Below are 12,348 nucleotides of genomic sequence, written 5' to 3' on the forward strand. Positions count from 1 at the left end.
TTACTCCTGTTCGCCGGACTCGGCGCTGGTTTCGGACGGGGCACGCGGGGTGAAGCTGGCCAGCAGGTTGTCCCAGTCCTGGTTCTGCTGGGCACTGAAGTCGGCCTGTGCAGTGGTGGAGAAGATCAGGGCACGCCCGGGGCTGATGATGAAGGCGGCCTGGCGCTGGTACAGCGGGCGGCCCTGGTTCATGTAATAGGCGTCGATCTGGATGCCGGCAATGGGTGCGGTAGCCGAGAGCGTGACGGCCTTGTTGCCCATGCGGGTGTAGCCGCGCAGCTTGGAGGTGAGCAGCTTGACCTGGCGATCGACATAGGCCTGCAGCGCTTCGTCCGGCAGCAAGGCGTCACGCGAGATGGTGATGCTCAAGGGTGCGGGGACACTGGCACCCAGGACGAACATGTTGACCGTACGGTCCTCGAAACCTGCCGGCAGCGCAATGCCGCCTTCCTGTAACTCGTAATCCATGCGATGAAAATTCCTGATAGCGAAAAAATCGGGGTCAGCCCTGCGCGAAGCCATCGAGCATGCGGTCGAACTCGGCCAGCCACTGGCTCAGGCCGGGCTTGCTGGGGTCGATCACGCTGGAGATATCCAGCCATTGCAGCGAATCGCTGCCGGCGATGGGCACCAGCGCGCCGACCAGGCGACCGTGCCGAGGCTCGTGGCCGGCATTGAAGTGAAAGTCCACGACCTTGGCCGGGTTCCCAGCCAGGAGGCAATCACGTTGGCGAATCACGCGCAGTTGCGGGTTCAATTCGCGCAAAGCCTCGACTGCGCTCTGGAACAGTTGCTCCAGCGGCTGCCTGGCGCGTACATCACGGCGGCGGATGCTGAGGCTGACCGGCTCGCCTTCATGCTCGAGGGTGGTCTGGATGTCGCGAAAACGAAAGCCGAGCGGAAACTGCAAGGAGAACCCTGCGAAGGTGAAAGCGCTGGCTACATCCTGCAACACGGCTGGCACCGGTTCCGGCTCGGGCACAGGCTCGGGCACATGAGCAGCTTCCGCCAGACTGGCCAGCCGCACAGCCTCCTCTTGCGCTTCGCGCCTGGCGGAGATGCGGTCGTAGATCGAGGGCTTGTACATGAACCTTGCCTCAGTCGTTGATCCGCACTGCGGCGCCGGTGATCTGGGTGGTGTCGGTACTGGTGGTCACGATGACCTTGCCTTTGATCTCGATGCCTTCCGGGGTCAGCGTGATGCTGCTGTCGCCCACCTGCAGGATGATGTGCTGCTTGGCGGCCACCTGGATGAACTGGTTGTCGACCTGCAGGGTGTAAGAACCTTCGGTCACTTGCACCACAGTGTCTTTCTTGACCGTTTCGGTGTGCGTACCGCCAACAGTAATCGAGCGGTTGTTCCCTACATCATGGGTCTCATCCAGCTCGATCTCGGTATCCATGTTGCGCTCGGCATGCATGATGATCTGCTCGGCGCCGGCCTTGTCCTCGAAGCGGAAGAAGTTGGCGGTACCGCCATCGCCCTTCATCGACCGCGTCAGGAACCCACTCTGGGTCTTGTTCGCCGGCAGCGACCATGGCGGGGTGTTGGTGCTGTTGTACAGGCTGCCCATGATCAGCGGCCGGTCCGGGTTGCCGTCCAGGAACACCACCACCACTTCGTCGCCTACGCGTGGGATCTGAATGCTGCCGAAGCCGCCGCTGGCGCCGGACTGGGCGACACGTACCCAGCAAGAGCTGTGATCGTTGTATTTGCCATTGCGGTCCCAGTGGAACTGGATCTTCACCCGGCCCAGTTCGTCGGTGAAGATCTCCTCACCCGGTGGGCCGACGATGATCGCGGTCTGCGGGCCGGCAATGTTCGGCTTGGGCGTACTCAGCTGCGGGCGGAACGGGATCTTCTTGCGCACGCAACTGAAGGTGTTGAAGTAGCTGGCCTGCTGGCCGGTAAGGTAGTTGTTGTGGCCTTCGCTTTCCACGCTCATCAGCAGGAACTGACGGTCTTCTACCGGCCCCTGGTCGTGGATGTAGTGCTGCAGCAGTTCGAAGGTGTAGCCCGGCTTCATGGCCCGGCAGTTGCTGGCGCCTTCAAACTTTTTGCCGCGCAATTCCAGCGCTTCGATACGTAGCCGCAGCAGGGTTTCGCCTTCGTCATAGGTACCGTGGGTGTACTGGCCGGGGAAGTCGTAGATCTCGAAGTTCTCGACATCGCCCTGCTTGTTCACGCTGTTCAGCGCCACCGGCAGGCGGTTGTTCGGTTGGCGGTAGTCAAAGGTTTGCGTGGCCATCTTGCCGGACTGCAGCTGGCGGTTGCCGCTCCACTGGGTGATGGAGTCGGCGGTCTCGGTGACCGAGGCGCTGTGGAAGCGGATTTGCGGTTGCTCGGGGATGGCCACCAGCGTGCTGGAGTCATCGCAGATGATCATGGTGTGGCCTTCGGCGGTGTGCTCGAAGTAGTAGAACATCCCCTCTTCCTCCAGCAGGCGCTGGACGAAGTTGAAGTCGGTTTCGCGGTACTGGGTGATGTAGGTGTAGCGCTTCTGTGGCCGGGTCAGGCGAAACTCGTGGCGGGAAAACGCCGGGCACAGGGCGAACACTTCGGTGACCACTTCCTCGACCGTGTTGCCCTGGAAGATCCGCGTGTCGAAGCGGTTCTTCAGCATCGAGAACCAAGGGTTGAGGGTGGCGGTATAGCGTGCCATGCCGCCGTCGCTGCCGATGCTGGCAAAGCGCGTGAGGTAGCCGGTTATGTACCGCGGGCCGCCTTCGGCCAGTTCGATCTCGATGCTGACATGCTGGCCCATCATGGACTTGAGCGGCACGCCGGAATCTTCGCAGACCAGCAGCAGTTCATAGTTGAACGCCCGCGACAGGGCTTCGGTGCCCTTGAAGGTTTCCAGCAGCAGCTCCTGCTCGGGGTTGGCCAGGTTGTGAAACTTGAACAGGCGGCGGTTCTGTGGCGACAGCAGCGCGGAGGCCAAGTCCATGATCATGCGAAATCTCCTTGAAAACACGGCCAGCACGCGCTTGCGATGCTCAGCTGCAACCCTGATCTTGCGGGCGTATTCTGCATGCGCGCATAACGCGCGTGCTCTGCGGAATCATGCGACTGTCTACAGAAAGGAAAGTGCCATCACGCATTGAAATAAATGCGACAGAGTTCACATTCCCGAATGCCAGGCAGGCACAAAGGCCCAAAGGAAACACCGACAAAAGCTGCCCTGTCAACTCACTACAGGCCTAGGAAACCGGGCAATACCGCCCTGGAAGGCAATGTCATATCGCCATCCTTCATCTTCCTCACTGGCGCCCGAAAGCGCCCCGGCTATCGCCGAACGGCCCGTCGCACAAGGTTCTTCAGGTGTCGATCGAAGCCCATGCCTGACAGCTCCCACTCGAACTGCTTCGCTACCTGACGCATCAGCTCCACTGGCGGAGAAAAAATGTTTCATAACGTGGATTGGTTCAAATTTTTTGCCACTGGCCAATTCCGGCAAATGGCCATTGCGAACGCGGCCGTAATGGCACTTGCGGGATGCGGTCAGCCACAAAGCCGTGCAGCGATGCTCAATTGCCATCATTGCCGCGCACGCCTGTCATGAGAACAATGGGCTCTCCGCGGGACTTCGCCCCCATCCTGAGGTCTGAAGCGACATGCTGCGCTCGCCGCCGAGCGCCGCCACTTCCATGGACAGTGAAGCGAAAATGGATCTTTTAGCCAACATCCCCAGTTGGGGAGACATCGAACGCAATCTCGAGCAGAAATTCAGCGAGCTCAACCAGAGCGTCGACAGCGGCCTGAACAGCGCCCATGAGGCCTGGGACGGTTTCAGCCGCCGAGTGAGCAATGGCGCCAACCAGGCCTATGGCTACCTCGGTGGCCAGCGTATCGACAACGTGCGCCAGGCCATGGCCCTGTCCTACCCGATCATTCAGGACAACCTCAAGCGCAAGTGGTCCTCGATAGGTATCGAGCAAATCCTGCCGGTGCTGCTGCAACTGGTCAAAGAGGTGTCGATGATCCTCGGTGGCAGTGTGGCGGTTGGCTCGCTCGCCGGTGGCGTGGCCGGGGCGTTCGCCTTTGGCGTCGGCGCGGCGCCGGGCGCGGTGGCCGGCGCCGGCATTGGCCTGCAGGTCGGCAACCTGATCCTCATGGGCCTGGGGCTGTCCGCCATCGCCGAGTATTTTTATCAGGGCCTGCCTGCCTGCCTGTCGACCCTTCAGCAAGGCATGGCCACGGCCTGGTTCGCCGAGGATGGCCTCAAGCCCGCTGGCCTGGACCCGAGCGGCGGTTCCGCGGCGCAGGCCCAGGAGCGTGTCGAGCGTGCGGCGCGCCAACTGGCCCGCGGCCAGGAGCAACTGGTGTTGCTGCTGCTGACGGCCATTGTAACCTACCTGACCCGCGGGCAGATAAAGGCGGGCATTCAGAGGAATATGGAAACGCCCGCCATACGCAGTGCCCGGCTGCAGGCGGAAATGTCCAACAAGCAACTGGCCGCCTGGCTGGCAAAGAACGAGCAAAAGCTGCTGGCACATGCTGAACTTCAAGCACGTGACGCCACACCATTCAAGCGTGCAGAGACTGAACCACTACCTGCCAACGGACGCTCTCGCGAGCTATCGCAGAAGGCTGTTGAGCCGCCAAAACCCAAATACAAACCTGGATTCACCGAAGAAGATATCCTTGCAATCGCCAAAGGCGAAAGGCCCGACCCCACCACTTATCTAGACCCAGATTATGTCGCGCAACACTTGGCCCAATTCGAAAATGGCGCCTCACGCTTCATGACCCAGACCAACCTTGAGAAATACGGCATCGCACAGAGAGATGGTACGTCGTTCATCATGCCAGGCCACGAAGCAACCGAACTACTTGCCAAGACAGCAGGTGACAAGCGCGCGTTGGAGCAAGCCCTTGGCTTGCCTGAGAATTTTCTTGATACCAATGCACTGGTCCGGGTAGACATCCCTGATCCGAAGCAGTTGAATCTACGGATTCCATCAGGAAATGAAGCCGGTGCAAACGAATTCTGGATCCCTGGTGGCAAGCTACCTGACGGCAACAGTGAAGCCGTCATAGACGCGGCGGGTATTTCCGCCAAGATGTTCAGCACCTCTCCCCTTTTTTGAAGGCCCCCTATGAAATTCAAAGATCTTTTCATCAGTCGTCAACACATGTACTCAATCGGCATCGAAGAAGACGCTGGCCAGTATTACGTTTCGTTCCCCGTCAGCAACGGCATGGTTGACTACGAAGAATATTACGCCATCGCTCCAGCTACATTTGATGCCTTCATGGATGATCCTGATGCGGCGCTGGCTTTCGTGATAAAATGCCGCAAAAGACAACTCGATGAATTACTAATCATCAAGCCAGGAAAAAATCGGGGCACGGCCATCTAGTGCCACATAGATAAATGCTGACTAAATCCGACATTGCATGAACGTTTGACCCTGCCAACAAATGAGTGGCGCCCTCTTACGTTGCGGTGAAGTGGTGCATTTCCTTACCCCAATCAGGACTGACCATGAACACCGAAACACTCAAGCAAAAATTACTCAAGCTTCGCTTGATCATCGACAGCCTGATGGCGCAAGACCCTGCCGCGATGAAGCTGAGCGTCGAACTGGAGCCACTGCTGAAAGCCGCAGGCCATTAGCCCCATGCCTCCAAGTGAAAACGGCCAAGAATCGTACACATATCGATACAACTCATGCACATCACGTGGACCGAAATCCATTCCGTGGAACGATGCAAATAACCTGTATCGGAAATAACCTTTCAAACTAATATGAGCAGGTGAGAGATGAAACCAGCCACACCACTGGAGTATGTAGATAACGCAATTGCGCTGGCGATTGACCGACAAAAGCGCATTCCTGGCTTTACGGTTTACGCGACTATAGTCGACCAGTTAAAGTACATCAGGGCAGTTTTCGACGGTACCGAAAAGGATAAATCCAAGCTCTGTTGCATCGAAGGAATTCGAGGAAAATGACCCGGAGCTGGCCAGGGTATTGAAGGACGCTTACTACGTGGCCATTCAGTCGGCCCGCGGCTTGACGATTCAACTACCTGATTGAACTCGGCCACTCGCGAGTTCATACCTTGGTTGATTACGAAGAGTACTATTGGACCGAACAGGCACCGTTCGTTGCCTAGCGGCAGCGGCCGAGCATCGCCCCTGCGATGGTCAGCAAGGGCCGGAAACGCCAGATGGACATGAGTTGATCTACCCGCCAAGCGCCAATCGAGGTCGAGCGCGCAGGACTCTCAATGCGCCACGCTATGGCATCCAAAAACATCGCGGGTAGAATTGCCGACGAGCTTTACGATGAAGCCAAGTGGTGGGTCATCCGCAAGCTGCGCCCCGACGGAATAGACTTGCCTACCTGGCCAAGCGCCCTCAGGCTGCCATCGATGCCCTCACTGCCATCGCCCCCACGTTCAACCTGCCCAAGCTCTGCGAATGAATACACGCTCCTCACAAATGTCACCCGGGCTTACGCCTCTCAAGATGAGGCTGCTGGCCGTCGCCATGTTCATCGCATTGCTCCTGGTAGGGGCCGTCTCGCTTTATGCCTATACCAACTACCTGTTCCCGCTGTACGGCAGGCTGCTTCGTGGCGCTCCGGTCGTGGAAACACCGTACCTCGCGTTCGGCCTGCTCATGGCGCCACCGGCACTCGCCATCCTGCTCGTTGGCAGCGCGATCTGCGCCTGGACCGGCAAGAAGTTCGACCCACCCCCTGCATCCCGGCTGCACCGCTTCCAGGCGTTGATGTTCGGGATATCGATTAAAACGCTGATCCATGTCGTCCCTGCGGTGATGATTCTGACTACGGGGGCTTTGCTGGCCAGGGGTTATACGCCCTGCTCGAAGCTGCTGATATCGGGTTCTGCCTGGCAGTTGTTCTGGGTCAATGATGATCGGGTGTGCTTCAAGCCGGATCACTACATCAACGACAACTGGCCATGCAAGGTCATCGACGGCAAGGACATTTGCGTCCAGGTCGATGGGCGGTGAGTTGCCTACCTTGGTCAGGCTCAAAGCGAGTACGGCGGAGAAAACCGACAAGGTGACAGTTGATAAGCCGCAGCAACTTGGAGACGGGGCGACGTGGACTTACAGCGGCGCCCCTCTGGACTATGCATACTCGGGCATTAAATGGACAAGCACACACTGAAAATTACAGCCAGAGCGCTTCGCGAAAAGCTTGAAACTATCAAGGACCAGAATCCTGACGCCATGACCATGCTCAACCTACTTCGCGACCTTCTGTTGAAATCTGAGAACGGTGAAATCCACGCACCTTTAGAGGCGCGAGACATCTCCTGGTATCGTTATCTACAGGAAACAAACTTACAAGACGACCATGAACTTAGCGAGGCTTTTGCCAAATTCTATATGGCGTTAATCAATGGACAAGAATGGAGTTCATTTAAAAAATTCCAGGCTAAAAGCCACTGAGCATAAACTGACCTGTTAACGTTCGACCTACTGCGATTTTGCCGGGCTGCAGTTGACGCGTTGAGAGCCATTACCTGATCAAAGGTGCTATCACTCACTGCCAGATAGCAGCTCGTCCATTTCATCCCCCTGAGGCGCGAGTTCAAACAACCGGCTTGCCAGTTCACAAATGTGCCGCGACCAGGCAACCTTGGCCACCCATTCCGGCGGCATGCCCGACACCCCATACAAGGCGCCCGCAATCTGCCCTGCCGTCGCCGCCACGCTGTCGGCATCATCGGCAAGGTTGGCAGCCAACAGAATCGCATCCCTGAAATTGTCCGTATTCCACACAGCCCAGAGCGCTGCTTCCAAGGTATCGACCACATACCCTGACGAGCGAATCTGCTCACGGGTTTTGTGCTTGTACTCCCCGGCATTGATGATCAAGGCCCGGGGCTGCAGGGGGCGCACCTTCGGCGACAACGCCTCTTCCTTGTCCGCGCCATTGAGCGCCAAATGCAGCTGTGCACCGAACAACTTGCAGCACTCCGAGACCTCAATCGCGCGATGGGTCACGCTGCTCTGCGTCACACTCTCCCACCAGGTTGCCGACAGCGAGTGGCGTCGGAAAATGGCCGTAGGCGCGAGCCGTATCAACGAACCGTTGCCCGCTGTCGAGGCCTCGAGATTGCCCATCCACGCAAGCCCTTGGGCCTCCCACCCTTCCAGGGCTCGGCGGGTGACATTGCCGATGTCGAAGCAGCGGCCATTGGCGCTGTTTTCGCCCTGCCGGTACCAGCGCACCATGGCATCGGCAAAGGTCGCGAAATCGAACTTGCCTTGGCTTGCGTAGGTGTCTGCCAGGCACAGCGCCATGCTGGTATCGTCGGTCCACTCACCTGGCGCGAGGCGGAACGGCCCACCGCCGACCATGTCGCTGACCTGCCCCTGATCGCGGCGCCGGAACTCCAGGGTGGTGCCTACCGCATCACCAATCGCCAGGCCCAGCAATGCACCCTGCGCGCGGTCTATCGCCTGGCCTGGTGTCAACGTGCAGGATCGGTCGCTCAGCCAGGCGGGCTTTGTCAGCGGCAGCCTTGGTGCGTCGGGCTCCGGCATGTAGGCCATGCGCTGTTGCAACTGCGGCGATAGTTCGGGGAGCAAATGGGCGTAACGCTTTGCGTAGTCGCTCAGGATTGCATCCGGGCTTCTCAGGTCGATCATGCTGATTCCTTGCAGTAGGTTGCTCTCGTCCATGCGCTCATTTTGCTTGACCTGCACTACTCCGGCAATGACCCGAGCAGGCCGCCGACCATGAGGATGGCACCGGCTACGCCGGTGTTCGCGGGTGAACCCGCTCCCACAGGGGCCGTGCAGGTTTCACGGTTTTGGCTGAGGCAATTGTTGCTGCAGGTAGGGCACAAACCCTGGGGCCGGCGCTGTTCCTGTGGGAACGGGCGTGCCCTCTCCCACAGTGATCGCGCACGTTTTCAAGGTTTTCGGTAAGACCGTTGCCTGTGCAGGTGCGGCACAGGCCCGGGGGTCGACGCTATTTCCGAGGGAGCGCGCGAGCTTTCAAAAGTCACCATCCAAACGGATGAATCACGCCTGATAACACTCTTTCCGCGCGGCACATTCCGTCGCATTGCCATCATCCTGAGGCGCCTCGCCAACACCTCCGCGAGAAAGCGGTCAGCGCAAAAAATGAGACCGGATTCACTTTTTGAAAAAATCTTTTGCCAACGATTTTCATCGCTTTCCAGCCCCTTTCGTACCCAGTCTTTAGGGCTTGACCCCCCATATTCTGCGCCCAAGACACGCTGTCAATATCATCGCGCCATTATTGCGTCGCGTCTCAAAACGGGGAAAAAATCACCCCCCTCGCCGGAACTTCTTCCGCAGCGAGGTGCCCTACTCGGCATTGCTGGCAACACAATATTCATATGCCAGCACTCAAATTCGCTGCAGCCGAAAGGCGATTTTTCAGGTCCACGCCACCGGCGTTTCAGGACGATCAAGCAGGCACATGGACGATGCACCAATGACACAGACATTCGATGTCGAAGCACTGATCAAGCTGCGTAGCCAGACGCGGGCGATCTCCGATGCGCTGAAGGCGCAGGCGGCGGATTACCTTGCCACCGTGGCACCGCTGATCCGTCCGCAAACCCTGTTTGGCGAATACCTGCAAGGCGCACAGCGCAGCAGCGGGCGCGAAACCCAGGGCCACTTCCAGGCCCTGGTCGAACTCTACGAACGTATCGGCTCGGCCGCGCCGTTCCAGCTGGTCACCGAGCTGGAAGTACCGCTCAACCTGATCAGCACCACCCCCGAACTGTTCCCGCTGGAATACGACAAGACCCTGGAACACAGCGGCCAGGTCATCCGCATCACCAGCCCGACCCGCTGGGTAGTGGGCTTCCACGCCTTCGACCTGGCGCGGTTTCGCAATGTCATCAAAGACCCCAACCGCAGCAGCGCCGAGCTGTACCGCTTCGTGGTGCACTACCTGGTGCTGTTCTACTGCCTGAGCAAGTCGCCTGGCCTTGGGCGGCTGTTCGAGGGCTTGCGCTACGGCCTGAGCTTCGAGCGCCTGAAGGGCTTTGGCGACCTGCCGTTCTGCGTCATCAGCTCGCCGGTGCGCTCGGAACTTCCCGACGACTCGGTCATCCGCAGCAGCACGCAGATTGCCGGCAACACCAGCTTCGAAGAACTGGTAGGCCGGGACAACATCCTGGAAATGAACGACGAAATCCGTCAGCGCCTGCTGCTGACGATCGAAGGACTGTAACGCGCAGCGCCCGGCACCGGGCCGCGCAATGATTCGCAGCGAATTGCTCGCACTGGAGAACACGATGGCGAAGAAGGAAAGCACTCAGCACAAACTCGACCGCGTTCGCGCGCCTCGGGTCCATATCACCTACGACGTGGACATCGGCGATGCCATCGAGAAAAAGGAGCTGCCCTTCGTCGTCGGCGTACTGGGTGATTTCTCCGGCAACCCGCTGGAGCCGCTGCCCAAGCTCAAGGACCGCAAGTTCGTGTACATCGACCGCGACAACTTCAACGGTGTGCTCAAGGGCATCAAGCCACGCCTGACCTACCGCGTCGACAACACCCTGGCCAAGAACGGTACCCAGCTGGGCGTGGAGCTGAACTTCAACAGCCTCGAAGACTTCGAGCCACAGAACGTGGTCAAGCAGGTCGAGCCGCTGCGCAAGCTGCTGGAAGTGCGCAACAAGCTGGCCGACCTGCGCAACAAGATGGGCGGCAACGACAAGCTCGAAGAGCTGCTGATGGACGTGCTGCAGAACACCGAAAAGCTCAAGACCTTGGGCAAGGAATTCGGCCGTGAAGCCGAAGTGAAAGACCCGTCCAGCGACGATCGCGCCTGAGCAGGAGCCCGAACATGACCGACAAGCAAACCGCACCGCAACAGGCCGGCGACCTGGTCGAAGTGGAAAACTTCGCACCACAGCCCTCGCTGCTCGACAGCATCATTTCGCAAAGCCGCGTGGCCCGCTCCGACACCGAGCGCAACCGCACCCGCGACCTGATTGGCGAACTGGTGAACCAGGTGCTCGAGGGTGAGATGACCCCGAGCAAGGACCTGATCGCCGTGCTCGATTCGCGCATCGCCGAGATCGACGCGATGCTCTCCGAGCAGATGAACGAGATCATGCACGCCCGCGAATTCCAGCAGTTGGAAGCCTCCTGGCGCGGCCTGAAATACCAGGTAGACCAGACCGAGACCAGCACCACACTGAAGATCCACCTGCTCAATGCCTCGAAGAAAGACCTGGTGCGCGACCTGAAGGCCGCCAGCGAATTCGACCAGAGCGCACTGTTCAAGAAGGTCTACGAAGAAGAGTACGGCACCTTCGGTGGCGCACCTTTCGGCATGTTGATCGGTGACTACGAGTTCAACCGCAACCCCGAAGACATGTACCTGCTCGAAGAGATCTCGCACGTCGCGGCGGCGGCGCACGCGCCGTTCATCTCGGCCGCTTCGTCCGAGCTGTTCGGCTGGGACTCGTTCACCGAGATGTCCGGCCCGCGTGACCTGGCGAAGATCTTCGACACCGTGGAATACGCCAAGTGGAAGTCGTTCCGCGCCTCGGAAGACTCGCGCTACGTCGGCCTCACCCTGCCCCACGTGCTCGGTCGTCTGCCGTATGGCCCGGATACCACGCCAGTGGAAGAATTCAACTTCGTCGAAAGCGTCGATGGCCGCGACCACAACAAATACCTGTGGATGAACGCCGCCTACGCCCTCGGCACCCGCGTCACCGACGCCTTCGCCCGCTACGGCTGGTGCGTGGCCATCCGCGGCGTGGAAGGCGGCGGCCTGGTCGAAGGCCTGCCGACCCATACCTTCAAGACCGACGACGGCGAAATCGCCCTCAAGTGCCCGACCGAAATCGCCATCACCGACCGCCGCGAAAAAGAGCTGTCGGACCTGGGCTTCATCCCCCTGGTGCACTGCAAGGGCACCGACTATGCCGCGTTCTTCGGCACCCAGTCGGCGCAGAAACAGAAGCAGTACAACACCGACATCGCCAACGCCAACGCACGCCTGTCGGCCCAGCTGCAATACATCTTCGCCACTTCGCGCATCGCCCACTACATGAAGGCGATCATGCGCGACAAGATCGGCAGCTTTGCCTCGCGCATGGATGTCGAGCGCTTCCTCAACCAGTGGCTGGCCAGCTATGTGCTGCTCGACGACACCGCCAGCCAGGAGGCCAAGGCCAAGTTCCCGCTGCGCGAAGCGCGCGCCGAGGTGTTCGAAGTGCCCGGCAAGCCAGGCGTGTACAAGGCCGTGACCTACTTGCGCCCGCACTACCAGCTGGATGAACTGACCGCCTCGCTGCGGCTGGTTGCCGAGCTGCCACAGGGCGCGCGCGGCTGACAGGCCGTTGTGTACAGGGAT

The 12,348-nt window shown here is 59.4% G+C and carries 12 protein-coding genes and 1 pseudogene; 9 read left to right on the forward strand and 4 right to left on the reverse strand.

The genetic code is table 11. From position 1 onward, the window contains the following. The 3 genes from ACZ889_RS18705 to ACZ889_RS18715 are packed head-to-tail and all read right to left on the reverse strand — an operon-like array spanning window position 1 to window position 2,954. Window positions 1-468 (reverse strand): DcrB-related protein, encoded by a 468-nt coding sequence (locus ACZ889_RS18705; protein ID WP_476257676.1) that lies wholly within the window; start codon window positions 466-468, stop codon window positions 1-3. A gap of 34 nt (window positions 469-502) precedes the next feature. Beyond that, on the reverse strand, window positions 503-1,087 hold the full coding sequence (locus ACZ889_RS18710; protein ID WP_108191089.1) for a hypothetical protein: 585 nt from the start codon (window positions 1,085-1,087) through the stop codon (window positions 503-505). Between the two features lie 10 nt (window positions 1,088-1,097). Continuing rightward, window positions 1,098-2,954: a type VI secretion system Vgr family protein gene (locus ACZ889_RS18715; protein WP_476257677.1), complete on the reverse strand. Its 1,857-nt coding sequence runs from the start codon at window positions 2,952-2,954 to the stop codon at window positions 1,098-1,100. A 712-nt stretch (window positions 2,955-3,666) separates the two neighbouring features. Here ACZ889_RS18715 and ACZ889_RS18720 point away from each other — a divergent pair. The 6 genes and pseudogenes from ACZ889_RS18720 (at window position 3,667) to ACZ889_RS18745 (ending at window position 7,433) form a co-directional block, all read left to right on the forward strand. After that, a complete protein-coding gene (locus ACZ889_RS18720; RefSeq protein ID WP_257645180.1) occupies window positions 3,667-5,091 on the forward strand; it encodes a DUF6861 domain-containing protein in 1,425 nt (474 codons plus the stop codon). 9 nt (window positions 5,092-5,100) lie between these two features. Beyond that, window positions 5,101-5,364 (forward strand): hypothetical protein, encoded by a 264-nt coding sequence (locus ACZ889_RS18725; protein ID WP_014860357.1) that lies wholly within the window; start codon window positions 5,101-5,103, stop codon window positions 5,362-5,364. Between the two features lie 125 nt (window positions 5,365-5,489). Further along, complete coding sequence (locus ACZ889_RS18730; RefSeq protein ID WP_014860356.1) at window positions 5,490-5,621, forward strand: hypothetical protein; 132 nt, start codon at window positions 5,490-5,492, stop codon at window positions 5,619-5,621. A gap of 147 nt (window positions 5,622-5,768) precedes the next feature. After that, window positions 5,769-5,997: pseudogene (locus tag ACZ889_RS18735) on the forward strand (immunity protein Tsi6 family protein); the annotation flags it as partial. A 482-nt stretch (window positions 5,998-6,479) separates the two neighbouring features. Further along, window positions 6,480-6,989: a hypothetical protein gene (locus ACZ889_RS18740; RefSeq protein WP_014860353.1), complete on the forward strand. Its 510-nt coding sequence runs from the start codon at window positions 6,480-6,482 to the stop codon at window positions 6,987-6,989. A gap of 141 nt (window positions 6,990-7,130) precedes the next feature. After that, on the forward strand, window positions 7,131-7,433 hold the full coding sequence (locus tag ACZ889_RS18745; RefSeq protein ID WP_019751691.1) for a hypothetical protein: 303 nt from the start codon (window positions 7,131-7,133) through the stop codon (window positions 7,431-7,433). Between the two features lie 90 nt (window positions 7,434-7,523). Here ACZ889_RS18745 and tri1 read toward each other — a convergent pair whose 3' ends face one another. After that, a complete protein-coding gene (gene tri1, locus ACZ889_RS18750) occupies window positions 7,524-8,639 on the reverse strand; it encodes an ADP-ribosylarginine hydrolase Tri1 (protein ID WP_029380649.1) in 1,116 nt (371 codons plus the stop codon). Window positions 8,640-9,456: 817 nt separating this feature from the next. Here tri1 and ACZ889_RS18755 point away from each other — a divergent pair. The 3 genes from ACZ889_RS18755 to tssC all read left to right on the forward strand — a co-directional run bounded on the left by ACZ889_RS18755 (window position 9,457) and on the right by tssC (window position 12,327). Beyond that, window positions 9,457-10,206, forward strand: coding sequence for a hypothetical protein (locus ACZ889_RS18755; RefSeq protein ID WP_028697263.1), 750 nt, complete (start codon window positions 9,457-9,459; stop codon window positions 10,204-10,206). Window positions 10,207-10,270: 64 nt separating this feature from the next. Beyond that, window positions 10,271-10,810: a type VI secretion system contractile sheath small subunit gene (gene tssB, locus ACZ889_RS18760; protein WP_003248358.1), complete on the forward strand. Its 540-nt coding sequence runs from the start codon at window positions 10,271-10,273 to the stop codon at window positions 10,808-10,810. Window positions 10,811-10,824: 14 nt separating this feature from the next. Then, window positions 10,825-12,327, forward strand: a complete 1,503-nt coding sequence (gene tssC, locus ACZ889_RS18765; protein ID WP_003248356.1) for a type VI secretion system contractile sheath large subunit — start codon at window positions 10,825-10,827, stop codon at window positions 12,325-12,327. The last annotated feature ends 21 nt before the right edge of the window (window positions 12,328-12,348 follow it).

It is taken from the genome of Pseudomonas sp. TE3895 (assembly GCF_056278855.1).